This is a genomic window from Hafnia paralvei (genome assembly GCF_020150375.1).
Lineage (GTDB): Bacteria > Pseudomonadota > Gammaproteobacteria > Enterobacterales > Enterobacteriaceae > Hafnia > Hafnia paralvei.
This window is the reverse complement of sequence record NZ_CP083737.1, coordinates 3888636-3913598: the sequence shown is the minus strand read 5'-3', so window position 1 is coordinate 3913598 and position 24963 is coordinate 3888636. Positions and strand designations below refer to the sequence as shown.

Here is a 24963-nt window from a genome sequence, read left to right as displayed (position 1 = left end):
AAAATGCCAAAACGTACTGATATAAAAAGCATCCTGATTCTGGGCGCAGGCCCGATTGTTATCGGCCAAGCATGCGAGTTCGACTACTCTGGTGCGCAGGCATGCAAAGCGCTGCGCGAAGAAGGCTACCGCGTCATTCTGGTGAACTCCAACCCAGCCACGATCATGACCGACCCAGAGATGGCTGATGCGACATACATCGAGCCCATCCACTGGGAAGTCGTGCGCAAGATTATTGAAAAAGAGCGTCCTGATGCCGTTCTTCCGACGATGGGGGGCCAGACCGCGCTGAACTGTGCGCTGGAGCTGGAACGTCAGGGCGTACTCGCTGAGTTTGGTGTCACTATGATTGGTGCCACCGCTGACGCGATTGATAAAGCTGAAGACCGTCGCCGTTTCGATATCGCGATGAAGAAAATTGGTTTGGACACCGCGCGTTCCGGCATTGCCCACACCATGGAGGAGGCGCTTGCCGTCGCGGCTGACGTTGGCTTCCCATGCATTATTCGCCCTTCCTTCACCATGGGGGGAACCGGTGGCGGTATTGCATATAACCGCGAAGAGTTTGAAGAGATTTGCGAGCGCGGCTTGGATCTTTCCCCAACTAAAGAATTGCTGATTGATGAATCGCTGATTGGTTGGAAAGAGTACGAGATGGAAGTGGTGCGTGATAAAAATGACAACTGCATCATCGTCTGCTCGATTGAAAACTTCGATGCGATGGGGATCCATACCGGTGACTCCATTACCGTCGCGCCAGCGCAAACGCTGACAGATAAAGAATATCAAATCATGCGTAACGCTTCGATGGCGGTACTGCGTGAAATTGGTGTAGAGACCGGCGGTTCCAACGTACAGTTCGCGGTAAACCCGAAAAATGGCCGCCTAATTGTTATCGAAATGAACCCGCGAGTCTCCCGCTCTTCGGCGTTGGCCTCGAAAGCGACAGGTTTCCCGATTGCGAAAGTTGCGGCAAAACTGGCAGTGGGTTACACCCTTGACGAACTGATGAACGACATCACTGGCGGTCGCACTCCGGCGTCGTTCGAACCGTCTATCGACTATGTTGTCACCAAAATTCCTCGCTTCAACTTCGAAAAATTTGCAGGCGCCAATGACCGTTTGACCACCCAGATGAAATCAGTGGGTGAAGTGATGGCCATTGGCCGCACGCAGCAAGAATCCTTACAGAAAGCGTTACGCGGGCTGGAAGTCGGCGCGGCTGGTTTTGACCCGAAAGTCAGTCTTGATGACCCTGAAGCGCTGACTAAAATCCGTCGTGAACTCAAAGACGCTGGCGCTGAGCGTATTTGGTACATCGCTGATGCCTTCCGTGCAGGGCTGTCCGTGGATGGCGTATTTAACCTGACTAACATTGACCGCTGGTTCTTGGTGCAAATTGAAGAGTTGGTGCGCTTGGAAGAACGAGTGGCGGACGTGGGCATTAATGGGCTGAGCTACGAATTCCTGCGCCAACTGAAACGTAAAGGTTTTGCCGATGCGCGTTTGGCTAAGCTAGCTGGCGTCGCGGAGACTGAGATTCGTAAACTGCGCCATAAATACAATCTGCATCCGGTCTACAAACGCGTCGATACCTGCGCGGCAGAATTTGCGACTGACACGGCTTACATGTACTCCACCTATGAAGAAGAGTGTGAGTCTAACCCGAATAACGATCGTCCAAAAATCATGGTGCTGGGTGGTGGTCCGAACCGTATCGGCCAAGGGATTGAGTTTGACTACTGCTGCGTCCATGCATCGCTGGCGCTGCGTGAAGATGGCTATGAAACCATCATGGTTAACTGTAACCCAGAAACCGTTTCAACCGACTACGACACCTCAGACCGACTGTACTTCGAACCCGTCACGCTCGAAGACGTGCTGGAAATTGTCGCAGTTGAAAAACCTCAAGGCGTCATTGTGCAATACGGCGGTCAAACTCCGCTGAAATTGGCTCGTGCGCTGGAAGCTGCGGGAGTACCGGTGATCGGCACCAGCCCTGATGCCATTGACCGTGCTGAAGACCGCGAGCGTTTCCAGCAGGCGGTGGTTCGTTTAGGCCTGAAGCAGCCAGCAAACGCGACGGTGTCAACGATTGAGCAGGCGATTGAGAAGGGCGCCGCGATCGGCTATCCGCTGGTGGTTCGTCCTTCCTACGTGCTTGGTGGGCGCGCGATGGAAATCGTTTATGACGAAATCGACCTGCGTCGCTACTTCCAGAATGCGGTTAGCGTATCTAACGACGCGCCGGTGCTGCTGGATCACTTCCTAGATGACGCCGTTGAAGTTGACGTTGATGCCATCTGCGACGGTGAGCGGGTGCTGATTGGCGGTATCATGGAGCACATCGAACAGGCGGGCGTTCACTCCGGTGACTCTGCATGCTCTTTGCCTGCCTATACGCTGAGCCAAGAGATTCAGGACGTGATGCGTCAGCAGGCTGAAAAGCTGGCGATGGAGCTGGGCGTGCGTGGCTTGATGAACGTACAGTTTGCGGTCAAAGATAACGAAGTTTATCTGATTGAAGTTAACCCACGTGCGGCGCGTACGGTTCCGTTTGTATCGAAAGCGACGGGGGTTCCGTTAGCGAAGGTTGCGGCTCGAGTCATGGCCGGTCAAACGCTGGCTCAGCAGGGAATCACGAAAGAAGTGATTCCTCCGTACTACTCTGTGAAAGAAGTCGTGCTGCCGTTCAATAAGTTCCCGGGCGTAGACCCTATTTTAGGGCCAGAAATGCGTTCGACAGGGGAAGTGATGGGCGTGGGCCGCACCTTTGCGGAGGCCTTCTCGAAGGCGATGCTAGGCAGCCAGTCTAAGGTGAAAACGCCGGGCCGTGCGCTGTTATCGGTTCGCGAAGGGGATAAGCACCGCGTGGTGGACTTAGCCGCTAAATTACTTAAGCAAGGCTTTGAGCTGGATGCCACTCACGGTACCGCAATTGTGCTGGGTGAAGCAGGGATTAACCCTCGCTTAGTCAACAAGGTGCATGAGGGGCGTCCTCATATTCAGGATCGCATCAAAAACGGTGAGTATTCTTACATTGTGAATACTACCGCTGGTCGTCAGGCGATTGAAGATTCTAAGCTGATTCGCCGCAGCGCGCTGCAGTATAAAGTGCACTATGACACCACGCTTAACGGTGGTTTTGCTACTGCAATGGCACTGAACTCCGATCCAACCGATCAGGTTATCTCGGTGCAGGAAATGCACGCTCGTCTGAAAGGATAACCTGTATTTTGTTATATAAAGCCTGACTTCGGTTGGGCTTTTTTTTTAGGAATTTTCACTCCATTCAAAAAGTTGAGAAACTTATTTAAATATTTCGGATTTTATTTTTCTCTATTGCTGTCATGCTATTCACTGAGTTAGACCTTAAGTTTTACCTGTTTCATCTAGCCGATATTAATGACATTAATATTTGTGTCTAAGATAAATTAAGGCTTCCGTACAACGAGAATCGCATGATCCTGATTATTTACGCCCATCCTTATCCTCGGCATTCTCATGCCAATAAGCGCCTATTAGACGCGGTGTCTAATATTCCAGAAGTCAAAGTCCGTTCGCTCTATGACCTTTACCCCGATTTTAATATCAACGTGGCTGCCGAGCAGCAAGCACTTAGTCAGGCCGACCTGATTATCCTGCAACACCCGATGCAGTGGTATAGCGTGCCGCCGTTGCTCAAACTATGGATGGACAAGGTTTTGGAGCACGGTTGGGCCTACGGACATAACGGTAAAGCTTTGGAAGGCAAGGATTTCATGTGGGCGGTCACCACTGGGGGTAACGATCACCATTTTGATTTGGGCGATCATCCCACTTTTCCGGTTTTGTCCCAGCCAATCCAAGCCACGGCTCTTTACTGTGGTATGAATTGGCTGCCTTATTTTGCCGAACATAATACGTTTTCCTGTGATGAGCCTGCGCTTATACGCGCCAGTGAGAGCTATCGTCGGCGCCTGATGAACTATTTGATGCTGCATGCCGAAACGGAATTACCGTCAACCGATGCAGAGGAACCGACTCATGGATAATCACGGCATGATGATTGAGGGGCTGATTTATCTTGGCTCTGCGGCGCTGTTCGTGCCACTTGCGGTACGCCTAGGTCTAGGCTCGGTTTTAGGCTATTTGATTGCGGGTTGCATCATCGGTCCGTGGGGGCTAAGGCTGGTATCGGATGCGGAATCTATCCTCACCTTTGCTGAGATCGGCGTGGTGTTGATGCTGTTTGTCATCGGGCTTGAGTTGGACCCTAAACGCCTATGGACGCTACGTGCTTCGGTGTTTGGCGGCGGTAGTATTCAGATGGTGGGCTGCGGTCTAGTGCTGAGTCTGTTCTGCTATCTGCTGGGATTAAGTTGGCAGGTCGCGTTGCTCATTGGTTTAACGCTGGCACTTTCTTCGACCGCAATTGCGATGCAGGCGATGAGCGAGCGTAATTTAACGCCTTCTCCGGTTGGGCGTTCCTCGTTTGCGGTGCTGCTGTTTCAGGACATTGCCGCGATTCCACTGGTTGCGATGATCCCCTTGCTCGCCAGCAGTGGTGCGACGACGACCATGGGCGCATTTGCCATGTCAGCGGCTAAGGTAGTCGGAGCGTTAGCGGTTGTGATCCTGCTTGGGCGCTATGTCACTCGTCCACTGCTGCATTTTGTGGCTCGCTCTGGTATGCGAGAAGTTTTTAGCGCCGTGGCATTGTTCTTGGTGTTTGGTTTCGGCGTGCTGCTGGAAATGGCCGGAATGTCGATGGCGATGGGGGCATTTTTGGCTGGCGTGCTTCTGGCGAGCTCAGAGTATCGACATGCACTCGAAAGTGATATTCAGCCGTTTAAGGGATTGTTACTTGGGCTGTTTTTTATCGGCGTGGGGATGTCGATCGATTTTGGCACGCTGTTTAGTCACCCATTACTGATTGCGACGCTGCTGTTTGGATTTCTGATCCTTAAGGGGGTTTTGCTCTGGCTAGTGGCTCCTATTTTGGGCGTGCCGCGCAAGCAACGCGCGTTGTTTGCCGTTCTGTTAGGGCAGGGAAGTGAATTTGCATTTGTGGTCTTTGGGGCCGCGCAAATGGCGGGGGTGTTACCTGCTGAATGGGCGAAATCGCTGACGCTGGCAGTGGCGTTATCAATGGCGGTAACACCGATTTTGCTGGTGATTTATTCGCGGCTCGAGAAGAACGTTAAGCAGGAAGAGCGACCACAGGACATTATCGATGACGAAAATGCCAGTGTGATTATTGCCGGTTTTGGCCGCTTCGGACAGATCGCGGGGCGCCTACTGTTAGCCAATGATGTGCATACGGTGGTGCTGGATCACGATCCCGATCACGTTGAAACGTTGCGTAAATTTGGCATGAAGGTCTTTTATGGCGACGCAACTCGCGTCGATTTGCTGGAGTCTGCTGGTGCGGCGAAGGCCAAAGTCTTAATCAACGCCATCGACGATGTAGACGCCAATCTGCAACTTACCGAGTTGGCGCAGGAACATTTTCCACACCTGAAAATTATTGCGCGCGCGCGTGATGTCGATCACTACTATCAACTACGCCAGCGCGGGGTTGAGTTTGTCGAGCGAGAGTTGTTTGAAGGCTCGCTGCGTGTAGGGCGAAATGTCTTAGAACACCTTGGCTGTGATGCGTATGAAGCACGCGAAAAGGCAGATATTTTCCGTCGCTATAATGTGCAGATGCTGGAAGATACGGTGCCTAACTACGAGGATGTCGAATTCCGTTTGGCGAGCTTACAGCGGGCTAAAGAGATGTTGAGTCAGGCGATAGAACACGATAAGGCGCGTTTGACCATTGCTCAGCAAAGCGGTTGGCGCGGTAGTATCGATGGTAAGTCACCGGATCTCGATCCTATGGTAACCATTCATGAAGAGGACGTGCCGAAGTTTCAGAAAGAGGCATAGTCTTCCGCCCTCTTCTTCTTTGATATAAGAAGAGGGCGTCTTAATTAGCTTAAGGCAACTTTCAAGCCTAATCCAATCAGCATCACACCCAGTAAACGATCGATGATTTTCTGCGCTTTTGCCAGAGCACGGCGCACCGGGGCGCTTTGAATTAGTATCACCAACATCGGCCACCAAATGAAAGATAAACCTAAAATTATCCCCGCATACCACAGTTTTTCAATAAAACCTGAGTTAACCTCTAATACTTGAGTAAATACCGCTAAGAAAAACAGCGTGGCTTTAGGGTTAAGCAGGTTACACAGGTAGCCTTGTAAGAATGCACTTTTCAGACTGACATTGAGAGGTGCTTGGCTATCTAGATGAATTTTACTGCCGCCACGAGAAAGTAGGGCGTGGATACCAATCCAAACGAGATAAGCGGCACCGGCGTATTTCAGGATATTAAATAGCCATGGTGTCGTGGTGATAACAACGGCCAAGCCTGCAACACAATATGACATATGGGTGGCGACACCGCAGATAACACCGAGTGCGGTCATCATGCCCGCCTGACGTCGATAGCGCGCCGCATTTTTGATCACTAAAAAGAAATCAGGGCCGGGCGATAACATCCCTAATGTCGCAATACTTGCAACAAACAACGAGGTTTCGAGCATGATGAGATCCGTGGTGTAGGTTGTTAGAACAAGATAATAACGCCGCCTTTCCGTGAGTGTATCAGATCTATTAAGGAGCTATATCGGTGATGTCATAAGAATTGAGGTGAGTTGTTTTTAAACGATAGTGGTATGGATAATAATCAATTGAGTCAGGAATAACCATGGATGTGGATTCAGACAGGCAGCGGGAGCTCACGCGACTGTGCATACAATGCGCGCTTTTTTTATTGCAGCACGGCGCTGAAAGTATGCTGGTCGAACAGCTTTCTTCTCGCCTAGGCATTGCGCTAGGGGCTGAGAGTGTTGAAAGCTCTATCTCAGCGAATGCGGTGGTGCTCAGCACGATCATTAATGGTCACTGTATGACCTCGACGCGCAAGAACGTCGATCGCGGTATCAATATGCATGTGGTGACGGAAGTGCAGCATATTGTGATTATGGCTGAACACCATTTGCTAGACATTAAGGATGTTCGCCGTCGCTTTGATCATATCAAGCCGTTGCGCTATCCGCGCTGGCTGCTGGTGTTAATGGTCGGGCTCTCTTGTGGCTGCTTTTGCAAACTGAACGGTGGAGGCTGGGACGGTTCTGTCGTGGCATTTATGGCCAGCGCCGTGGCGATGTATGTGCGTCAGGTGCTCACGCAGCGGCAAATGCATCCACAAATTAACTTCTGCATCACGGCTTTCGTTGCAACCAGCGTGTCGGGATTGCTGATCCAATACGATCCATTCAAAACAACCTCGACTATTGCGATGGCGGCGAGCGTGCTGTTGCTGGTGCCGGGATTTCCTCTGATAAATGCCGTGGCAGATATGTTTAAAGGCCATGTGAATACTGGGCTTGCACGATGGGCGATGGCTTCGTTGCTGACCCTAGCAACCTGTATTGGTGTGGTGATGGCGATGTCGTTGTGGGGGCTAAGAGGATGGATTTAATCGATTTGTTGCTCGCGCTGCTGCAAGACATGATTTTGGCCGCGGTGCCCGCAGTGGGTTTTGCCTTGGTGTTTAATGTGCCGGTTCGTGCTTTACGTTACTGCGCACTGCTCGGCGCTATTGGCCATGGCTCACGTATGCTCATGATGCATTTTGGCATTAACATCGAGTGGTCTACTTTGGGCGCGGCAATATTGATTGGCGTGCTGGGCATTCAATGGTCTCGCAGGCTGCTTGCTCACCCGAAAGTCTTTACCGTTGCGGCGGTGATCCCTATGTTTCCGGGGATTTATGCTTATACGGCGATGATCTCCGTGGTGAAAATTTCACATCAGGGTTTTAGCGATGCGCTGTTTGAAACGATGGTGACAAACTTCCTAAAAGCGTCATTTATTGTCGGTGCGCTCTCCATCGGCCTGTCGTTGCCTGGATTATGGTTATATCGTAAGCGCCCGAGTGTATAAATAATGTTGGTTTATCTGAGAGTTAGTTTAAGTAGCGCTAAATGACGTCATCTGGCTATCGACACCTGCAACCCCTTTACTTATAGTGTGCGCAATTTTTCTACTTGATAGGATCGACCATCATGAATATCAGCCTGATTGCTGCGCTTGCGGCAGATCGTGTTATTGGTATGGAAAACGCGATGCCGTGGCATTTACCGGCTGATCTCGCGTGGTTTAAACGTAATACGCTGGATAAACCGGTTATTATGGGGCGTAAAACATTTGAATCTATTGGCCGTCCTTTACCTGGACGTCACAACATCGTATTGAGTAGCCAAGCAGGTACTGACGATCGCGTGACGTGGGTGGTTTCACCTGAGGCTGCTATTGCCGCTGCGGGCGATGTGGAAGAGGTGATGGTGATTGGTGGTGGCAGCATTTATTCTCAATTCCTGCCGTTAGCCCAACGCATGTACCTGACGCATGTTGATGCTGAAGTGGGAGGTGATACCTACTTCCCTGATTACGAGCCAGATGAATGGGAAACCACATTTAGCGAGTTTCATGATGCAGACAGCGCTAACTCGCACGGCTATTGCTTTGAGATTTTACATAAGCGCTAATCACGCATGACCTATGCGATTAAATACCCTTCAAGGCCGAAGGGTATTTAAAATGGCTGAATGAGATTATGTTAATTCACGTTTTTTAACGCAACTGGCGCAGCGATTCGCGTTGGTGATAGATGGCTGACAATGCTTTCCGCAATATCTGACATTCCATTCGATTTATTATAAATCATATATATAGATGCAGAAGGTAATTGATTGCTCGAATCAATCATTGCGACATCGAAAGACTGCGAAAATTTCCCATATAGCCATTTGGGTAATACACCCACTTTATCAGAGTCCTCAATAATAGACAGCAGGGCAAAGCAGGAGTCGCTCTTTAGCAACGTCAATCTTTCCCCGAAAGTCTTTCTGATATGAAATTTCTGTGGGTTGAATTTTTCATCAGGCGTTTCGAAAGCAATGAACGTTTCATGGCTAACATCGCCGCATAAAAGTTGATTAATTCTTGGATGCTGCTTAGAACAGAAAAGGCATAATGGATCGTCTAAGACAGCAGTATTGATCATTGAACGACTTAGATTCGGCTTAAGGTCGAAAAACAGATCGTTCATCCGCAGTCTGACACCCTGAATATTGTTTTTGGTATCTGAGAAATTGCTTCGATGAATTATTTCGCAGTCAGGATTTTTTTGCCAGATAATATTAGACACATCGGCAAGTAACCGCGTAGAGATATAAGGTGAGCAATGGACTGATATTTGGCTGAAATTGTTGATTTTGCCAAATGAATTCACGTTTCTGACTAATTTATCAACGTCATCTTGCAAATAGCTAAATAGTTCATGAGCTATTTTTGTGGGTGCTAGATTCAGTCCCTCTCTTAAAAAGAGCGGATCGCCAAAATGACTTTTCAGTTTGGTTAATGCATTAGAGACGGCCGTGGTTGAAAGACCAAGGGTAATACCTGCTTTAGTTATACTTTGATGTATATATATTTCAATAAAAATAGGTAAGAGATTTAGGTCTAATTTTTTTTCGTCCATTCTGTACTCACATTCAATCCTGTTGAATATAATTTTTAGGCAGATAAAAACGTTAATATCTGCTGAATGAATTTCCTATCTCACTTTTCTCGATGAATTTTTAAGATGATTATCTTTCAAACGATAATCATTGTTAAAGCAGCATCTGGTATATTGCAGATGCTGCTTTGACTACCCATAAAAAAATGTTAACTCCATTTGCCCTGTGACCGTGCCTGACGTTGCCCCCCCCTGAGGAGAAACCATCTGCGCCTTCATAGGGAAAGATGCGGTGTGCGTTTTAGGGTCGATATTGATTTTGGTTGAAGTGCCTGGATTAAGCGCTTTTCCATCCGCATCATTAACGACATCGATAACCACATTCGTACTGGTGCCGGTATTTTTATAATACTGAGTATAAACAGGATCGGTTGTCCCACCCAACGTTAACGTCACCGTGGTGCTGGTGGATGGGCATTTTTCTAGGTCAACTTTAAATGGCACCCAGGTTGTCGTGCTACCTGCGGTGGTTAAATTTGACGAAGTGTAAGCTCCCAAGTCAACCTCAGGCGTTGCCACCAGTGCGCAAGGAGAGGCAGTCACTGTTGCGTTCACCGCCAAATTTGTATCTGCATCCGCCATGCAAGGCATCGCGTGAAGCAGTAATGTGGCAGTGATGCAATATGCAGAAATCTGCAATCTGCTATTAAAGATGCGCATAATTTACCTGCTTATAATATCAATGGTATGCGTAGGTAACCTCAATCGGCGTGGTGTAAACACCCGGCTTGACGCCTCCTGCAATAGAGTGCATATAGGCTTTCAATTTAAATGTCGCTGCACCGCCAGACGGTGTTACCGTATAGGTGTTAGCAGTATTGCTGATCACGGCGCTGGTATCAGCATTTGCTAGGCGAATACTGCCCGTTGTCACGATGGTACCGCCTGAATCTTTCATGCCGAAGCCACTGGTGTCGCCTGCAACAGACGGGCCACTAAATTTGGCATCAATGCTTGTCGTGGTAGACGGGCAGCCAGACAGATCAATATTTGCAGTACCAGATGCTATCGAATCTACGCCTGCCGTAGCCACTTCACTGGCGTCTAGGGTAAATCCAATATTGATTGTGCTCGGCGCTTTCACCGTGCACGGCGTTGCGGTGACGGTTGCCGTAATATTAATGGTGGTATCAGCCGCCGCCTGAGCATTGACTGCTGAAATCATTCCTACCACAGCGAATGTGCTCAGGAGAGATAATTTTTTATATTGCATGATAAGTCCTTTTTATTTCCGGTAATAGAGTGTGTAAACGCTCAGTTTTAATGAGCGATGCTTGTAACGAATTAGTTGTAACTAAAGGTCGCTGTCACTACCGCTCTAACGGTGCCTGGTGTTGCAGCACCATTCCCGTTATTTAACAACCGCGCTTTCAATGGAATTGAAATAGCGGTTTGCTGGGGTTGTAGTTGGAAAATCTGCACTGAGCCATTCTGGTAACTGATATTTTTCTCATCGCCAGACAGTTCAATCATAATATTATTTGCAGTGCCTTCATTTTTATAGAACTGAACATCCTGGTCTGGTGTGCCTGCCATCCACATATTTATTTTTAAGCCGGGTTCACAGTTTGTTAGTTCAATGCTGTGTCCGCTATTCCACTCTGTCATATTACCGAGTGTTTCCAGCATATTAGCCCCAATCGCATCTTCAAATACAATATCCACGTTGCTGGTGTGAACTTCGCACGTAGCAGGCCGTACACCAATGGAATAATTAATGGTGAAGTTATTCACATCTGAAGCTATACCGGATTGCATTGCCAGCAGGAATAACGAGAATGACATTCCGTAAGACAGTAATTTTTTCATTTTAAATTCCTGGCCTTAGCGATAAGAAAACATCATCGTGACGGTGCCGTTATAATCCCCTGACTTAACGGGGGCGCCAGAGTTGATAGCCACAGGCTTAGCCGATACGTCAAACTGTTGAGCTTTGATGGTGGCGTGCGTTGTTTCGTTCATATTGATGGGCTGACCCGTACTAACCCAACTCAGCTGTAGCCCCAAATTGTTACTGCCATCGCTATCCGTTTTGACAATCCCCTGAGCTGCGTTGACATAACCACGGCTGGATGAGAATGTAATTGAAACGGGAGTTGGAACGTCCCCACAGTCTGCGCCCACGCGAGCTTCTTGAGGGGGGACGACACCGCTGATAATGTCTGCCGAAGAGAGGTTGGTCCAGCTCAGGTTGGCCTGACTGCTATTTAACTGGCAACTGGTGAAAATAACATTCAGGTTGAAGGCCCCCATGATAACGGGGATGCTTTGAGTTGTTTGCCTAAAATAGATAATACCCACCTGACCGGAAAAAGAATGAACCCCAGCAGTCACTGCGCTGCCATTATTAAGAGATACCAGGTCAACGCCAAACTCCGCGCTGAAATGTTGAGAGGCAGGGAACCCCGCATTAGGTTGATTCATAAAATTCCCAAACCAGACTGGCGAACGTCCTTCTGGCGTTTCATAGACTTCAATGCCTAACCCACCACCGGTTAATGCCACCGCGGTATTCCCCTGAAAGTCTGGACCAAAAGGACTACTAGGATCAAACGACCCGCTTGGGTTGGCGTTTAATTTAGCGCTGGGCGCTTCGTCGTTATATTGACAGGTGAAGGTGACATTGAGAGTCGATAATACATAATTGCCACGCATTACCGGGTCAGTGTAATCCCTGGAAACATAAATTGTTTTGGTTGTGCCAGGTAGCTCAATAGGAACATTGGTTTGGCAATCCGCAAACGATGTATTGCAAAATAAAATTACGGGCAATAATAAAATACTGGCGTAATTAAAACGTATTTTTTTCAAAACGGAAATATTCCACATATTATTTCACCTCGCCAGGCTGGCATGTAGCCGCAGCGGTTAATATCGAATTTTCTAGATCCTGCTGGCTAAGTTGATAGTTAATTTTGCACTGTTGATTAACCCCTTTACCCCATTGGGCAATCAGGGAACCTTTTTCTGGCAAACCACTTAAATAGGTCACACCCTGCTCACCGACGATGCCCGCGTTGGCATTGTCGGTGCCGGCTTTATCTGCTCTTTCATCTATCAGCGCAACGGTGGCGCCAAACGGTAGCGATTTGCCGTCCGAGCGGGTCAAGGTCATCATGACGCGATAGCCGACGTGGGCATTGAAACGCGCTCTCACCACCGCTCCGCGGGTTGGGATGACGTCTTTGGCACTTTCCTCTATTTCCACTTTATCGCCTAAGCTGGTGGTATCGAGGCTGACGCGGGTACGGCGATACGGGCTGATATACGGCACAACCGCATAACCACGGAAATCGGTTTTAACCCCGATGTTGTTCAGTATTTTGGTGTTATCGGCTCCCGATGCCGACACCAGCGCTACGGTTTCACCCAGCGGCTGTGAAAGCGTAATTCCTTCGCTGTGCGCAACGATGCCGCCCTGTACGCCGTAGTTCACTCGACGAGTGTCTTTGCTGTAGCTGTAGCCAACGTTGCTGTTACCGTACTGGCCTTGATAATTAAGGTTAGCGTTACCGCTGTCGCCTTCACCCTGATTGGCATAGCTTTCGGAAACGCTGTAGCTCAGATTGTTATCATCAAGCAAGGTGCCACTGACGCCCGCCATTTGCTGTACTCGACCATCTGAGCCATGGTTAACGCTGTAGTTAGCCCATGCTGATTTCACCCAGCGATCGAGCTGGATTGATACGGAGAAAGATATCTGCTTATCGTGCTTTTGATCTTCGTTGCTGATGTAGTTATCTGAATAGGCAATGTTATAGCTGATGCCATTCCAGGTATTGCTGTAGCCTGCCTGCAGCGTTTGTTCTTTGCTGCTGTCATCGTAGTAGTCTTGCATGCTAGCCGAAACATAGAGAGAACCCGCGTCTTCCCCTAGCTGCTGGTTAAGCGAACTTTCAATACGGCTGCGTTTGTGGGTGCGAATATTGTAATCGGTATAGTCATTATTCTGGTCATTCAATATGACGGAGTCATCAAGGCTGTAAAAGCCGCTAGTGGAATAGCGGTAACCGACCAAGCGGAGGTCGGTATCGGTCTCGGCAAAGGTTTTTGCATATAAGAACCGGTATGACTGCCCCTGCGATGAATTAGTATCTGGAAGCTGAGTGCGAGCCTGCGTGACGTCAACGGAAATTGCCCCGAAAGAGCCTAAGTTCTGCCCGTAGCCGAGCGCCGCCGCGGTATAATTCTCTGTTGCCTGCATACCGCCATACAGCGTGATGCCTTTGCTAAAACCGTGAATCAGCGTGAATTGAGCAAAATCCGGTTTATCAGAACCGTAGCCATTACGGTATTGACCCGCCGTCAGGCTAAATTTGGTGTGGCCTTCGCGCTGTAAAATAGGGACAGAGGAATAGGGCTGGATAAAGGTCTGCGTGCTGCCATCTTCTTCTTTGATTTTAACGGTTAAATCGCCGCCATCGGAGCTTGGATAGAGATCGGTAATCTCAAATGCGCCAGGCGTGACATAGCTTTGGTAAACCATATAACCGTTTTGCTCAACGGTCACTTGGGCATTGGTTTTCGCAATGCCGCGGATCACCGGAGCAAAGTTTTTCTGGCTATCGGGAACCATGTCGTCATCGGAGGCGAGCTGAACGCCTCGGAACTGAACGCTGTCAAAAACATCAGAGCCAGAGTAGCTATCACCTAGGGTTAAACCCGCTTTTAACGCGGCAATGGAGCGCTGCACATAGGTATTGACGTTGGTAAACTGACGAACACCGTTGTTGTCGTTCCAGGTGGAGTAGTTACGCAGGCGCCAAGCGCCCAAGTTCAAACCGCTGCGCAGGTTGAGATAGTAGTTACTCTGATCGTCGCTGTCGTTGGCGCCGGTGAAATTATAATTCAGCAGCAGGGCGGGGATTCCGTCATCCCACATAGAAGGATCGACATACCCACGCGCGGAATTCGAAACTAATAACTGCGGTACGCTAATATTTAAACGTTGATTCGAAAAGTCAAAATTCGTCTTAGCGGAGGGGATCGCTTGCAGTAATAAATTGCACTTTGCACTATCGGCCGGCTGAGTGGCGGTATCCGTATTATCTTGCGTGGCGGCAGGCATCGGGGAATCCGTGCCTTTTTTTATCATGGCAAGAGCCGCATCGGTTTTGATACCGTAGTCTTTTAGCTCTTCTTCGGTAAAGCAAGGAACGAGCCCCGTCTTATCATTGGCGCTAGGCCCTTTATACGCAATAAAGGTCACTTCACGATGATCTACGGGGTTCTTGTTAAGATAAATATCAACGACATATTTACCCGGTATCTGACCGCCTTCTGGCAACGCGTAGGTAGAGAGATCGGTGACCTCATTGCTAGAGTCTATTTGCTCTAGAAATGCGGGGTCAAAGCCACCGGCAGCGTAGCCGTTGGCGGACATGATCAGAAGCGTCAGTGCACTTAGCGAAAAATATCTATAACTTTCCTTGTGCAAAGAGTGCGATGGTGCCGAATGACTCTTTTTAGATATTTTTAACAGCATCATGGTGTTCTCTAATAAAAGGAAATGGATATTTATCAATTAAGTGATTAATTAGCGGTTGCACTAATAAGTTCAGATACGCCGCCGTAGTCATTAATAAAAGCAAAGGTGACGTTATTTCCTGCTCCGGCAGGCCAAGCGTAGTGTGTCTCTGATTTTGGCAAGACCATGTTGATATCTTTAAGCGCTTTGCCTGAGAGGTTAATTTCATTAAAACTCACGGAATAATTGGTCGGGTTTTTCACCACGAGATCGTTGCCTTGGTGGCTCCACTGCAGCTGCTTGCCTGATTCTGCAGGACTGCCCGTCAGACCTTTAGGGCGATAGAACATTTTGATCCGTGTTTTGATCGCGAGCTGGAGCGTGTTCTGGGCGTTTGTGTTTTCAGGGACTGGCGGAATAGCTTTCACATTGATATAAAAAACAGATTCGCGATCGCTAGGCAGGTCGCCAGCGGTTTTCAAAATACGCATCATGTTTTCTTTTTCAGCGTCTAAGCGAAACAGCGGGGGGGTGATGGCAAATGGAACTTTTTTATTCCCATTTTCATCATCAATCCACGATTGAACCAGAAAATACTGGTCGCTATTTTTATTATTTATCGTTATTGAGGCTTCTTTATTATTGGCGTCATAAACTACTCTTGTTGCGCCTAATACAATACCGCCAGAACCCGCAGCGAAAGCTGACTGAGAGGCTATTAATAATGCAAGTGAAGAAATAATTAATTTACCGTACATAAAGATGACCTTTTTTAGTGTTAAAAGCCTGAGTGAACTCGGTTAATGTCGCTATATAAAGAGCAACATTAGCGAATAACACTCAGACTTGGTTTCTTCATCCGTTAGATAATGAAGAAGGGGGGTATTACCATTATTGGTAAGTCAGCGTAAAATCACTGGTTGCGTTAGCATCACCGGTGGTTGCAACGCCATAGGCTTGATAGTTAGCTGTGAAATAAAGCGATTGTGATGCGATACTTGGCGTTAACGTGATAGAGCTTGATGCTACGTTAGGTTTAATATCCACGCCTTTTGAATCGGCGACTTCAATACCCACATTCGTGGCCACAGTGCCGGCAGCGGTGCCATCTGGAGATGAAATGTTAAACAAGGCATCTTTTCCAGCAGGACTTGAGCCACCAAATGTTACCGTGACTGATTTAGCCGCAGCGGAACAATTCAGCAAATCAATTTGGAAGTTCTTAGCTGTCGATTTCAGCCCTGATGCGTTCAGGTCAGCGGCAGGCACTGTACCTAAATCAACAACCTGATTTGATGAAGGAATAGAAACGCTACACGGCGCATCTGAAATCTTACCTTTAAAATTGACAGTACCATCGGCAGCCATTACGGATGCAGATGCCAAACCAGCTAAAGACAATGCTAAGCAAAATGTAGTTTTCTTGAATGACATAAAAATTTCCTTATAACCTATACTGAAAGTCCAATCATTTGGACGATTTTATTTTGTTGCATTAAACAACACGGGACTAATATCAAGCCTAATCATTTCCTAAGACTGAGTTCGTTGACCGAACAGAGCAGAAAGAGCGACATTCACGATTAACTCAAATTGAATTAATTGACTCGGTAAATGCTAAGCGTGATTTGGCTCAGATATTAAATAACTAATCGACTTCTTTCGTAACTGGGCCATATGTTATTCCTTTTTTTTCTTTTGCAAAGAGTCCAAAAATAGACTGTTGTTATTTTGGGTGAAACAACAAGGCGAAATGAATTGTTGATTAATTTATAAATAGAAAAAATAAATCCGCATTTAAAAAAATCAATAAAATCAACGTCATTTTTCAGCGGTTGTTGCATGGGTAATTAATTCGTTAAATCCACTTAATATTGAATTAATTTATGCTTTACACATTCAGCCTGTAAAAGAATGCGTATCTGAATGTATTAGCGAAAGCTTTAAACCTGTTTTTTAGAAAAAATATTCTATATAGCGAGGGGAGGCGCAGCTCCCCACTATCTTAAACTCATGCGATGCATCATTGGGCGGATAAAACAGAAATAATATCACCCGCAATACTCGAGATTGGGGATGATTTGTCATAGATTAAATGTATGGATATTGACGGCATCTTTTTTCCTTGATCAAGCGCGGTGACATTGAACGAAGGTGAAAATTTCTCATATAACCATTGGGGCATGACACCCAGTTTGTCCGAGTTTTCGATAATCGACAGCAATGCAAAGTAAGAATCGCTCTTTAATAATGTTATATTTTCACCAAGCGCTTGCCGAATCGCTACGTGTTGCTGAGTAAATTTGTCATCTGGCGTTTCAAAAGTGACAAATGTCTCAGCGCTGAAATCCTTGTTGATAAGCTTGTCCATTCTTGGATGCTGCTGGGAACAAAACAAATACATAGGCTCGTCTAAAACGGGAACGCAAATCATCGATCGGCTAGAGTTAGGTTTAAGCGCAAAAAACAGATCGTTCATCCGCAGCCTAACGCCGTGGATGTTATTTTTAGCGTCAGAAAAATTGCTTCTATGAATTATTTCGCAACTGGGATTTTTCGCCCATATGGCATTCGACACCTTTGGCAGCAGCCGAACAGAGATATAGGGGGAGCAATGAATCGCTATTTTATTAAAATAATCGTTTTGACCAAATGAATTCACGTTGTTAACTAACTTATCAACGTCGTCCTGTAGTGATATAAACAGTTCTTGGGCTGTTTTTGTCGGCGATAGAACCAATCCATCTCTTAGGAAAAGCGGATCACCAAAGTGATACTTAAGTTTAGCTAAAGCATTAGATACCGCGGTGGTTGAAATGCCGAGCGTTATACCTGCCTTAGTGATACTTTGATGAATAAATATCTCAATAAAAATAGGTAAAAGGTTAAGGTCTAACTTTTTGTTGGTGTTTTTATCCTTAGAATTCATAATGTCCTCTGAACGTCATTTATTATCTCAGCGTAAAATAACCTGATATGCAGGTGCGTAAGCAATAGACAAAAACGGCTATGCTATAATTTCGTGTGTACAATCCTATACATCATGTGGTGAAAACATAATGCGTGAGTTTGAGACTAATATGACGGTTGGCTCCTCAGTTCAACCGATGGCTAAGCCTCTTAAGGCAATCAGTAGGCTGATGTCGCTCTTTCGCACAGAGTCAGTCCCACTTGTTTTTGAAAACGAGGATTGCATCGTCAGGTTGCATAACCCATCGGGCGAATTACACGTTCTTCTCGTCGTAGAAGGTTTAGTTGATGCGTATCGCACTTCTGATGAACTCCTTTTCGCTACCGCGGCTGCTCCCGCAATCTTCGGTATGCAGGGCTCGGCTTATCGTTATGATATGTATACATTTCAATCTAATCCTGACAGCAAACTAGAAACATTGCCGCTAACGCGAGCCATTGAGCTGGTGGCGCAGCACGGTCTCCTAGAAGACCTGTTGGCTTATCAAATTTATTTTAATGACTATCAGGCTTATCGAAATAACTTACTCATTAATAAATCAGCCTACGAAATTGTTTGTGCATTGCTTTTTGAACTTGAAAAAATTCCCGCCGATAAACGGGCTCATATCAGCGTGCTAAATTTTATTCTTGCACGTAGCCATCTGGCACGTAGCGGGATTATGAAAATACTCGCTAATTTACGCCAAGGTCTTTACATCAATATTGAAAATGGAAAGTTAATTAGCATTATTCGTAAATTCCCTAAAGAATATTGATATATTTTTTCAGATTAGTTCTTTATTGATAAGTCAATGGCCATTCAACGAGCCCAGAAACAGCGCCCACCTGAGCGTTGCCTTTTGGCGTGATCATTCGGGCTTTTAAGGCGTATGTGGCAGCATGTCACTCAGCTCAATAGCCACATTTTGTGTATTTGCGGCGTAGGACAATTAACTAGCTCAATGTAAAATGGCATCGACTGACCAGCGCTGCCGGCGTCATGCATATCTGCAGAGCGCATTTTTCCTAAATGAACGCTGTTAGTATCGCTAGAAGGATTGATAACAGTACAGACCGATTCTGTTATGGTTGCAGAAATATTAACCTCAGCATTATCCCCCTGAATAGAAGGTTCTTCGGTATATCCAAATTCGGATAATGCCAGCGGGAAAAATAGCGTCAGCCACTGAGAACAAGCCCTGTTAAACATATTATCGTCCTTGTGCTAGCTTATTTGTAGGAAAAGGCCACGTTGATAACTGAAGACACTCTGCCCGGTGTGACGCGGCCAGATTTTGTATACAGGCGTGCCGACAGCGGTATTAATGCGGCGCCGGTTTCAATAGGTATATCTATCACCTCATTATTTCTTATTGGGTCGGTGCTGCCACTGGGTTTCAATTGCACGCTCACGTTTGTGGCTGCTCCCGTTCCTGTATCCATATTTAAGAAGCTACCAGCGCCACCGTTGGGATCGGGGGGGCCAGTAAACGTCATCAAAACTTCCGTGGTTCCTGCAGGGCAATTGGCTAATTTTATCGTTGCCGTCGACGTCATCTCTGACCATGCAGTATAGACATTGGCGCTTTCTAGCGTCGACGCTTCAATATTCCCCAAGGGAATGGTGAGGTTAGGCGATAGAACCACACAGGGGGAGGCCACGACGTTTGCTGTCACCATCACGGCGGTCTGATCACCGGCAGCACTCGCTGTTGATGAGAGCGCGGCGAGTAAAAATAACCCACTCGTTGATTTCCAAAGTCTATTTTTCATGGTAATTCGTAACCTAATGAATGGATGAGAATTATTTAACGGTATAGGCAACCGTTGTGACACCGATGACGGCTCCCAGCGTGGATGCTGTAGTTTAAGTGTCCTTCGCGTTGTAAAATGGGTACCGCTGAATAGGGCTGTACAAAATGTAGTTCGCTACCATCTTCTTCTTTGATGGTGACATCTAAATCACCGCTGTCTCGATATTTAATAAAGATTGGCTCAGTAATTAAATGATGAGTCGGAATATGTCCTCATTCCTGAGTGCAATATATTCCTTTTTTTGTTTTTGAAAAGAGTCCAAAAGTAGACCGAAATCGAGATGTGGAAATAAAGAGGGGAGTCACGTGTTTTACTTAATTCAATAAATTGCCTGGCTAAATATGTTGTCAAAAAAAAGAGAATAATTAATAGGATAGGTGTGCTCTTTTACGTTCCAAAATATTTATTTAGGGAAAGTGAATATTGAATTAATTTATACTTACTGCTGGGGGCGGTGAAAATATCCGCGTTGAAGGTTGTTCTTTGGCGTCAGCGGGATTGATTAAGGGAGGAATTGCCCAAGGGTTAATTGGGCATACATTAACTTAACTGATTGCTGATCCTTCAGCACGGCGAAATTTTATTGCTCAATCTCTTTAGGCCGCAGAGACGGCTGGGTGAAATATTGTTTGTCATCCCAACGTAACATCGTTAGCTCTCCCCCCCAGCAACAGCCCGTATCGAGAGCATACACCTGCGATGGTGTCCCTTTACCCTGCAATGATGCCCAGTGACCGAAAGCAATGGAGTATCCGGCATCCAGCACTTTGCTGGGCAAATCAAACCATGGTTTAAGAGGGGACGGCGCTTCGCCTGGCGCATCTTTGCAGATCATGTCCAGTTCACCGCCAGGGAAACAATAGCGCATGCGGGTCAGCGCATTGGTAGAAAAACGCAGGCGTTGTAGCCCGGTTAAACCGTCAATCCAGCTGTTGGGCATATCACCGTACATGGCATTTAAAAATAACGGATAGCTGTCACTGCTGAGTACGGCTTCAACTTCACGGGCGCATAGCTGTGCGGTAGCAATATCCCACTGGGGGCTGATACCCGCATGGGCCATCACCAGTTTTAGCTTATCATCAACCTGCAGGATGGGCTGACGGCGTAACCAATTGATCAGGCTATCTGCATCAGGGGCATCCAGCAGCGGAGTAATTTGATCTTTGGGCTTATTACGGCTGATGCCTGCGTAGACCGCTAAAAGGTGTAAATCATGGTTGCCCAACACCATGCGAACGCTGTCGCCTAATGACTGTACGTAGCGCAGAACCTCTAGGGAGTCAGGGCCGCGGGCGACTAAATCCCCGGTTAACCACAGCGTATCCTTAGCAGGATCAAAATCAGCTTGTTCCAATAGCGCCCGTAGCTCTGCGTAGCAACCGTGGACATCGCCAATCAATAATGTAGACATTCAAACCCTTCTTACTTGCTGCTCTGTCGCAACTCAAAATATTTTGTGAATATACAACTAGTTAATTAGAGTTGGGATTGCTAAACGAAATACGGGAATCGCAATACGGAACTCCTGACCCTGATGGTCAATCATTTCATAATGACCTTCCATTGTGCCGCAAGGCGTTTCAATAATGGCGCCGCTGGTATATTGGAACTCATTGTTGGGCAAAATCAGTGGCTGTTCACCGATGACGCCTTCGCCCTGAACTTCCGTCTGACGTCCGTTACCATTGGTAATCAGCCAGTAACGCCGCAGGAGCTGCACATTGAATCGTCCTAGATTCCTGATGGTGATGGTATATGCAAAAACAAAACGCTCTTCATCTGGAAGTGATTGGGTTTCGGCATAGGCACTTTGTACCTGAACACACACACGAGGTGAATCAATCATAATGTACGGCTCCCGTTATGACGTTGTCAGCGAGACCTATACCCTCATCGATTAAACGAAAAGGGCATTACACCCACTATTCTGGCGATTTTTCGCATAGCCAGTTGGCGAGCTTGCAATAGTTTTCAACAGAGATGTTCTCTGCGCGCTGGGCTGGATCGATCCCCAACTCGGTCAATTGCTCTGGTGTGAACAGGTGACCTAAGCTATTACGCACGGTCTTGCGGCGCTGATTAAATGCTTCAGTGGTAATACGGCTGAGCACACGGATATCTTTGACCGGATGCGGAATGGTCGCGTGTGGGATCAGCCGAACCACGGCCGAGTCAACTTTTGGCGCTGGACGGAATGCTGTTGGCGGCACTTCCAATACAGGAATGACCTGACAATAGTATTGTGCCATGACGGTCAAACGACCATAGGCCTTGCTGTTTGGGCCAGCAACCAGACGGTTCACTACCTCTTTTTGCAACATGAAATGCATGTCGCTGATAGCACCAGTATAGGTGAAGAGGTGGAACATCAAAGGGGTTGAGATGTTATAGGGTAAATTACCAAATACGCGCAGCGGCTGGCCGAGTTCTTGAGACAGCTCGCCAAAATCAACGGTCATCGCATCTTGCTGGCGAATGTTTAATTTACTGCTGATGAATGGGTGAGTCGCCAGTCGAGCCGCCAAATCGCGGTCAAGTTCGATGACCGTCATTTTATCCATGCGATCGGCAACAGGTTCGGTCAATGCGCCCAATCCCGGGCCGATTTCCACCACTGCCTGACCTGGCATTGGATGAATAGCGGACACAATGCTATCGATCACATATTGATCGGTAAGGAAGTTTTGTCCGAAACGTTTACGAGCCAGATGGCCTTGGTGAACTCTGTTATTCATTACTGTTATTTATCATTTTAATAGCGAGATTTAATGCTGTTCTGAAACTACCAACATCAGCGAGGCCAGTAGCAGCCAGATCCAGCGCGGTGCCGTGATCGACAGAGGTGCGTATAAACGGCAACCCCAGAGTAATATTCACAGCGCGGCCGAAGCCTTGGTATTTTAACACCGGTAAGCCCTGATCGTGATACATCGCCAAAACCGCATCGGCGTGCGCCAAATATTTAGGCTGGAAAAGTGTATCTGCAGGTAAAGGCCCAATGAGATGAAGACCTTTTTGACGCAACGATTCTAGCGTCGGAATAATCACATCGATCTCTTCACGCCCCATATGGCCGCCTTCACCTGCGTGTGGATTAAGGCCACAGACATAGATTTGCGGTTCACGAATGCCAAACTTGGTGCGTAAATCGTGATTAAGAATAGTGATGACTTCATCGAGCGTTTGCGCCGTGATCGCTGCGGGAACCTCCAACAGAGGAAGGTGCGTCGTGGCTAGGGCGACACGCAGTTCTTCGGTCGCCAGCATCATCACCACGCGTGCGCAGTGGCTGCGATCGGCAAAGAATTCGGTATGTCCGGTAAATGGCACTCCGGCATCATTAATAATGCCTTTGTGTACTGGCCCAGTGATTAAGGCGGCAAACTCACCGCTGAGACAGCCATCGCACGCACGCGCCAGAGTGTCGACAACGTAAGTACCGTTATTGACATCTAACTGACCCGCGACAGCTTGGCTGTGTAGCGCGATTGGTAAAATCGTCAGTGTATTTGCATCTTGTGGGCGTGCAGGTTCATGAGGCTGATATTCGCGCAACGTTAATGGCAACTTTAACCATTGGGCGCGTTCAAGCAACAAGGCCGGATCGGCGCACACTACAAGCTCCGCAGGCCATGCCTGTTGAGCGAGAGCGATAACCAGATCCGGCCCGACCCCGGCGGGTTCGCCGGGGGTTATGACGACACGAAACGTGTCATGTGAACTATTACTGGGCATTGCTACCATCAATAATTTTTACGTAGGCGCTGGCGCGTTCTTCCTGCATCCAGGTTTGCGCTTCTTCAGCAAATTTACGGTTGAACAGCATACGGTATGCACGATCTTTTTGTGCATCATCGGTGCGGTCAACTTGGCGAGTATCCAGAAGTTGGATCAAATGCCAGCCGAAGGAGGAGTGAACCGGTGCGCTCAGTTCGCCTTTCTGCAGTTTCATTAAGGCGTCGCGGAAAGCAGGATCGTACATGGTTGGCACTGCCCAACCTAAGTCACCCCCTTTCAATGCTGAACCTGGATCTTGAGAAACCGCACGAGCAGCTTCATCAAAGGTAATTTGCTTACTTTTGATTTGCTGAGCAATTTCTTGCAGTTTTGCACGAGCCTGATCGTCGGTCATAACCGGCGATGGGCGCAGCAAGATGTGGCGAGCATGAACTTCGGTGACAGACACATTTCCCTGACCGCCGCGGAGATCATTAACTTTCAGGATATGGAAGCCAACACCTGAACGGATTGGGCCAATGATGTCGCCTTTTTTAGCCGTTTGCAGTGCAGCCGCAAACAGGGATGGCAACTCCTGGATTTTACCCCAACCCATTTGGCCACCTTTCAGCGCCTGAGAGTCAGCGGAGTAGCTGACGGCCATTTTGCCAAAATCAGCACCTTTGTTCAGTTGGTCAACCAACTGACGAGCTTGTTGCTCTGCATCATCAACCTGTTGCTGAGATGGGTTCTCTGGCAGTGCGATGAGAATGTGGCTGAGGTTAAGTTCGGTATCCGCACCATTCTGTGCGCCAACTTGTTTTGCCAGCGCTTCAACTTCCTGAGGCAGGATGGTGACACGACGGCGAACTTCGTTGTTACGTACTTCTGAAATCAGCATTTCTTTGCGAATTTGGTCGCGGTAGGTTTTGTAGTTAATCCCATCGGCGGCCAAACGGCTACGCATCTGATCCAGTGACATATGATTTTGCTGAGCAATATTGCCGATAGCGCGATCAACATCGGCATCGTTGATATCAATGCCCATCTTTTTCGCCATCTGCAGCTGGATGTTATCCATAATCAGACGCTCAAGGATCTGGTGACGTAAGGTTGCATCATCAGGTAATTGCTGACCGGCTTCACGCGCGTTCAGTTTTACGGACTGCATCAGACCATCGACGTCACTTTCCAGCACCACACCGTTATCAACCACGGCCGCTACTTTATCAACGACTTGAGGGGCTGCAAACGCAGTGTTGGCACAGAATGCCACACCGAGGATCAGCGTTCTCCAGTTCTTCATACCTTTTCCATTTGTCCAATCCGCATGACTGCGGGTTAATGTCAAAACTCTGCTTTTACTAATCAAGATGCAACTAGGCAACGATTA

General features: G+C 47.6%; 24 protein-coding genes and 1 pseudogene. 7 read left to right on the top strand and 18 right to left on the bottom strand.

Annotated features, from left to right (window positions below):
- Window positions 1–3 precede the first annotated feature (3 nt).
- The 3 genes from carB (at window position 4) to kefC (ending at window position 5913) form a co-directional block, all read left to right on the top strand.
- On the top strand, window positions 4–3228 hold the full coding sequence (gene carB / locus K9N75_RS18190; protein ID WP_130973892.1) for a carbamoyl-phosphate synthase large subunit: 3225 nt from the start codon (window positions 4–6) through the stop codon (window positions 3226–3228).
- A 233-nt stretch (window positions 3229–3461) separates the two neighbouring features.
- A complete protein-coding gene (gene kefF / locus K9N75_RS18185; protein WP_096080317.1) occupies window positions 3462–4034 on the top strand; it encodes a glutathione-regulated potassium-efflux system oxidoreductase KefF in 573 nt (190 codons plus the stop codon).
- Complete coding sequence (gene kefC / locus K9N75_RS18180; RefSeq protein WP_130973893.1) at window positions 4027–5913, top strand: glutathione-regulated potassium-efflux system protein KefC; 1887 nt, start codon at window positions 4027–4029, stop codon at window positions 5911–5913. The genes kefF and kefC overlap by 8 nt, the downstream gene beginning before the upstream one ends.
- A 44-nt stretch (window positions 5914–5957) precedes the next feature.
- Here the strand turns inward: kefC and K9N75_RS18175 are convergent, their stop codons facing one another.
- Window positions 5958–6572, bottom strand: a complete 615-nt coding sequence (locus K9N75_RS18175; protein ID WP_039185715.1) for a LysE family translocator — start codon at window positions 6570–6572, stop codon at window positions 5958–5960.
- Window positions 6573–6736: 164 nt separating this feature from the next.
- Here K9N75_RS18175 and K9N75_RS18170 point away from each other — a divergent pair, with 164 nt between their 5' ends.
- The 3 genes from K9N75_RS18170 (at window position 6737) to folA (ending at window position 8582) form a co-directional block, all read left to right on the top strand.
- Complete coding sequence (locus tag K9N75_RS18170; RefSeq protein ID WP_061059578.1) at window positions 6737–7513, top strand: threonine/serine exporter family protein; 777 nt, start codon at window positions 6737–6739, stop codon at window positions 7511–7513.
- Complete coding sequence (locus K9N75_RS18165) at window positions 7504–7977, top strand: threonine/serine exporter (RefSeq protein ID WP_039185718.1); 474 nt, start codon at window positions 7504–7506, stop codon at window positions 7975–7977. Before K9N75_RS18170 ends, K9N75_RS18165 begins: the two co-directional genes overlap by 10 nt.
- Before the next feature lie 122 nt (window positions 7978–8099).
- Window positions 8100–8582, top strand: a complete 483-nt coding sequence (folA, locus tag K9N75_RS18160; RefSeq protein WP_008814645.1) for a type 3 dihydrofolate reductase — start codon at window positions 8100–8102, stop codon at window positions 8580–8582.
- Window positions 8583–8653: 71 nt separating this feature from the next.
- Here folA and K9N75_RS18155 read toward each other — a convergent pair whose 3' ends face one another.
- From K9N75_RS18155 to K9N75_RS18115, 9 genes are all read right to left on the bottom strand, one after another.
- Window positions 8654–9577, bottom strand: coding sequence for a LysR family transcriptional regulator (locus tag K9N75_RS18155; RefSeq protein ID WP_008814644.1), 924 nt, complete (start codon window positions 9575–9577; stop codon window positions 8654–8656).
- Window positions 9578–9748: 171 nt separating this feature from the next.
- Window positions 9749–10276: a fimbrial protein gene (locus K9N75_RS18150; RefSeq protein WP_008814643.1), complete on the bottom strand. Its 528-nt coding sequence runs from the start codon at window positions 10274–10276 to the stop codon at window positions 9749–9751.
- Between the two features lie 19 nt (window positions 10277–10295).
- Window positions 10296–10829, bottom strand: coding sequence for a fimbrial protein (locus tag K9N75_RS18145; protein WP_064572828.1), 534 nt, complete (start codon window positions 10827–10829; stop codon window positions 10296–10298).
- 71 nt (window positions 10830–10900) lie between these two features.
- Window positions 10901–11425, bottom strand: coding sequence for a fimbrial protein (locus K9N75_RS18140; RefSeq protein ID WP_130973894.1), 525 nt, complete (start codon window positions 11423–11425; stop codon window positions 10901–10903).
- A 15-nt stretch (window positions 11426–11440) separates the two neighbouring features.
- Window positions 11441–12271 carry a fimbrial protein gene (locus tag K9N75_RS18135; RefSeq protein WP_130973895.1) on the bottom strand — a complete coding sequence of 277 codons (831 nt, stop codon included), beginning with the start codon at window positions 12269–12271 and terminating at the stop codon, window positions 11441–11443.
- Window positions 12272–12446: 175 nt separating this feature from the next.
- Window positions 12447–14999, bottom strand: a complete 2553-nt coding sequence (locus tag K9N75_RS18130; RefSeq protein ID WP_311136395.1) for a fimbria/pilus outer membrane usher protein — start codon at window positions 14997–14999, stop codon at window positions 12447–12449.
- A gap of 149 nt (window positions 15000–15148) precedes the next feature.
- Window positions 15149–15841, bottom strand: a complete 693-nt coding sequence (locus K9N75_RS18125; protein ID WP_224451974.1) for a fimbrial biogenesis chaperone — start codon at window positions 15839–15841, stop codon at window positions 15149–15151.
- A 133-nt stretch (window positions 15842–15974) separates the two neighbouring features.
- Window positions 15975–16517 (bottom strand): fimbrial protein, encoded by a 543-nt coding sequence (locus tag K9N75_RS18120; protein WP_039185727.1) that lies wholly within the window; start codon window positions 16515–16517, stop codon window positions 15975–15977.
- A gap of 589 nt (window positions 16518–17106) precedes the next feature.
- On the bottom strand, window positions 17107–18012 hold the full coding sequence (locus K9N75_RS18115) for a LysR family transcriptional regulator (protein ID WP_008814636.1): 906 nt from the start codon (window positions 18010–18012) through the stop codon (window positions 17107–17109).
- Between the two features lie 130 nt (window positions 18013–18142).
- Between K9N75_RS18115 and K9N75_RS18110 the strand changes: the two genes are divergently transcribed.
- Window positions 18143–18811 carry a helix-turn-helix domain-containing protein gene (locus K9N75_RS18110; protein ID WP_008814635.1) on the top strand — a complete coding sequence of 223 codons (669 nt, stop codon included), beginning with the start codon at window positions 18143–18145 and terminating at the stop codon, window positions 18809–18811.
- A 131-nt stretch (window positions 18812–18942) separates the two neighbouring features.
- On the opposite strand, the gene K9N75_RS18105 is transcribed toward K9N75_RS18110, so the two are convergent.
- The 8 genes and pseudogenes from K9N75_RS18105 to surA all read right to left on the bottom strand — a co-directional run bounded on the left by K9N75_RS18105 (window position 18943) and on the right by surA (window position 24876).
- On the bottom strand, window positions 18943–19245 hold the full coding sequence (locus K9N75_RS18105) for a fimbrial protein (RefSeq protein ID WP_130961298.1): 303 nt from the start codon (window positions 19243–19245) through the stop codon (window positions 18943–18945).
- Between the two features lie 20 nt (window positions 19246–19265).
- Complete coding sequence (locus K9N75_RS18100; protein ID WP_039185732.1) at window positions 19266–19808, bottom strand: fimbrial protein; 543 nt, start codon at window positions 19806–19808, stop codon at window positions 19266–19268.
- A gap of 74 nt (window positions 19809–19882) precedes the next feature.
- Window positions 19883–20008: pseudogene (locus K9N75_RS18095) on the bottom strand (fimbria/pilus outer membrane usher protein); the annotation flags it as partial.
- A 422-nt stretch (window positions 20009–20430) separates the two neighbouring features.
- Window positions 20431–21264, bottom strand: coding sequence for a bis(5'-nucleosyl)-tetraphosphatase (symmetrical) ApaH (gene apaH, locus K9N75_RS18090; protein ID WP_008814632.1), 834 nt, complete (start codon window positions 21262–21264; stop codon window positions 20431–20433).
- A 57-nt stretch (window positions 21265–21321) separates the two neighbouring features.
- A complete protein-coding gene (gene apaG, locus K9N75_RS18085) occupies window positions 21322–21699 on the bottom strand; it encodes a Co2+/Mg2+ efflux facilitator ApaG/CorD (RefSeq protein WP_004089015.1) in 378 nt (125 codons plus the stop codon).
- A gap of 76 nt (window positions 21700–21775) precedes the next feature.
- A complete protein-coding gene (gene rsmA / locus K9N75_RS18080; RefSeq protein ID WP_039185736.1) occupies window positions 21776–22588 on the bottom strand; it encodes a 16S rRNA (adenine(1518)-N(6)/adenine(1519)-N(6))-dimethyltransferase RsmA in 813 nt (270 codons plus the stop codon).
- Window positions 22581–23597: a 4-hydroxythreonine-4-phosphate dehydrogenase PdxA gene (gene pdxA, locus K9N75_RS18075; protein ID WP_064572843.1), complete on the bottom strand. Its 1017-nt coding sequence runs from the start codon at window positions 23595–23597 to the stop codon at window positions 22581–22583. The genes rsmA and pdxA overlap by 8 nt, the downstream gene beginning before the upstream one ends.
- Window positions 23578–24876 carry a peptidylprolyl isomerase SurA gene (gene surA / locus K9N75_RS18070; RefSeq protein ID WP_008814629.1) on the bottom strand — a complete coding sequence of 433 codons (1299 nt, stop codon included), beginning with the start codon at window positions 24874–24876 and terminating at the stop codon, window positions 23578–23580. Before surA ends, pdxA begins: the two co-directional genes overlap by 20 nt.
- Between the last annotated feature and the right edge of the window lie 87 nt (window positions 24877–24963).

Excerpts from the sequence above, each read along its gene's own strand:
- carB (WP_130973892.1), top strand. The coding sequence starts at position 4 with ATGCCAAAACGTACTGATATAAAAAGCATCCTGATTCTGGGCGCAGGC.
- kefF (WP_096080317.1), top strand. The coding sequence starts at position 3,462 with ATGATCCTGATTATTTACGCCCATCCTTATCCTCGGCATTCTCATGCC.
- kefC (WP_130973893.1), top strand. The coding sequence starts at position 4,027 with ATGGATAATCACGGCATGATGATTGAGGGGCTGATTTATCTTGGCTCT.
- K9N75_RS18175 (WP_039185715.1), bottom strand. The coding sequence starts at position 6,572 with ATGCTCGAAACCTCGTTGTTTGTTGCAAGTATTGCGACATTAGGGATG.
- K9N75_RS18170 (WP_061059578.1), top strand. The coding sequence starts at position 6,737 with ATGGATGTGGATTCAGACAGGCAGCGGGAGCTCACGCGACTGTGCATA.
- K9N75_RS18165 (WP_039185718.1), top strand. The coding sequence starts at position 7,504 with ATGGATTTAATCGATTTGTTGCTCGCGCTGCTGCAAGACATGATTTTG.
- folA (WP_008814645.1), top strand. The coding sequence starts at position 8,100 with ATGAATATCAGCCTGATTGCTGCGCTTGCGGCAGATCGTGTTATTGGT.
- K9N75_RS18155 (WP_008814644.1), bottom strand. The coding sequence starts at position 9,577 with ATGGACGAAAAAAAATTAGACCTAAATCTCTTACCTATTTTTATTGAA.
- K9N75_RS18150 (WP_008814643.1), bottom strand. The coding sequence starts at position 10,276 with ATGCGCATCTTTAATAGCAGATTGCAGATTTCTGCATATTGCATCACT.
- K9N75_RS18145 (WP_064572828.1), bottom strand. The coding sequence starts at position 10,829 with ATGCAATATAAAAAATTATCTCTCCTGAGCACATTCGCTGTGGTAGGA.
- K9N75_RS18140 (WP_130973894.1), bottom strand. The coding sequence starts at position 11,425 with ATGAAAAAATTACTGTCTTACGGAATGTCATTCTCGTTATTCCTGCTG.
- K9N75_RS18135 (WP_130973895.1), bottom strand. The coding sequence starts at position 12,271 with ATGCGTGGCAATTATGTATTATCGACTCTCAATGTCACCTTCACCTGT.
- K9N75_RS18130 (WP_311136395.1), bottom strand. The coding sequence starts at position 14,999 with ATGTCCGCCAACGGCTACGCTGCCGGTGGCTTTGACCCCGCATTTCTA.
- K9N75_RS18125 (WP_224451974.1), bottom strand. The coding sequence starts at position 15,841 with ATGTACGGTAAATTAATTATTTCTTCACTTGCATTATTAATAGCCTCT.
- K9N75_RS18120 (WP_039185727.1), bottom strand. The coding sequence starts at position 16,517 with ATGTCATTCAAGAAAACTACATTTTGCTTAGCATTGTCTTTAGCTGGT.
- K9N75_RS18115 (WP_008814636.1), bottom strand. The coding sequence starts at position 18,012 with ATGAATTCTAAGGATAAAAACACCAACAAAAAGTTAGACCTTAACCTT.
- K9N75_RS18110 (WP_008814635.1), top strand. The coding sequence starts at position 18,143 with ATGCGTGAGTTTGAGACTAATATGACGGTTGGCTCCTCAGTTCAACCG.
- K9N75_RS18105 (WP_130961298.1), bottom strand. The coding sequence starts at position 19,245 with ATGTTTAACAGGGCTTGTTCTCAGTGGCTGACGCTATTTTTCCCGCTG.
- K9N75_RS18100 (WP_039185732.1), bottom strand. The coding sequence starts at position 19,808 with ATGAAAAATAGACTTTGGAAATCAACGAGTGGGTTATTTTTACTCGCC.
- apaH (WP_008814632.1), bottom strand. The coding sequence starts at position 21,264 with ATGTCTACATTATTGATTGGCGATGTCCACGGTTGCTACGCAGAGCTA.
- apaG (WP_004089015.1), bottom strand. The coding sequence starts at position 21,699 with ATGATTGATTCACCTCGTGTGTGTGTTCAGGTACAAAGTGCCTATGCC.
- rsmA (WP_039185736.1), bottom strand. The coding sequence starts at position 22,588 with ATGAATAACAGAGTTCACCAAGGCCATCTGGCTCGTAAACGTTTCGGA.
- pdxA (WP_064572843.1), bottom strand. The coding sequence starts at position 23,597 with ATGGTAGCAATGCCCAGTAATAGTTCACATGACACGTTTCGTGTCGTC.
- surA (WP_008814629.1), bottom strand. The coding sequence starts at position 24,876 with ATGAAGAACTGGAGAACGCTGATCCTCGGTGTGGCATTCTGTGCCAAC.